The 354-nt window shown below is 64.7% G+C and carries 1 protein-coding gene; it reads right to left on the bottom strand.

Going from position 1 to position 354, the window contains the following annotated elements; translation table 11 throughout:
• Nucleotides 1-354, bottom strand: a 354-nt coding sequence (locus tag AC6LJ2_RS30095; RefSeq protein WP_498152769.1) for an ABC transporter permease subunit, incomplete at both ends; no start/stop codon positions are given.

The following is a 354-nucleotide window of genomic DNA, read 5'->3' as shown; positions in this document are numbered from 1 at the left end:
TCTGCTGCCAGTAGTTCAGGCCCAGCGAATCGGCGCCTTCGTACTGCCCCTTGGGAATCGCCTGCAGGCCGCCGCGCACCGTTTCGGCGATGTACGCGGCCGCGAACATGATGATCGCGATCTGCGCACGCAACAGCTTGTCGATGGAAAAGCCTTCGGGCAGGAACAAGGGCAGCATCACCGACGACATGAACAGCAGGCTGATCAGCGGCACGCCGCGGATGAGCTCGATGTACACGACGCACAGCGCCTTGATGGCGGGCATCTTCGAGCGCCGGCCCAGGGCCAGCAGCACGCCGATCGGGAAGGCGAAGGCGATGCCGAACGTGGACAGGATCAGCGTGAGCGGCAGGC

The organism is Achromobacter sp. 1014246743 (assembly GCF_059760725.1).
The sequence above is the reverse complement of the archived record's forward strand: the minus strand, read 5'-3'. Positions and strand labels throughout refer to the sequence as shown.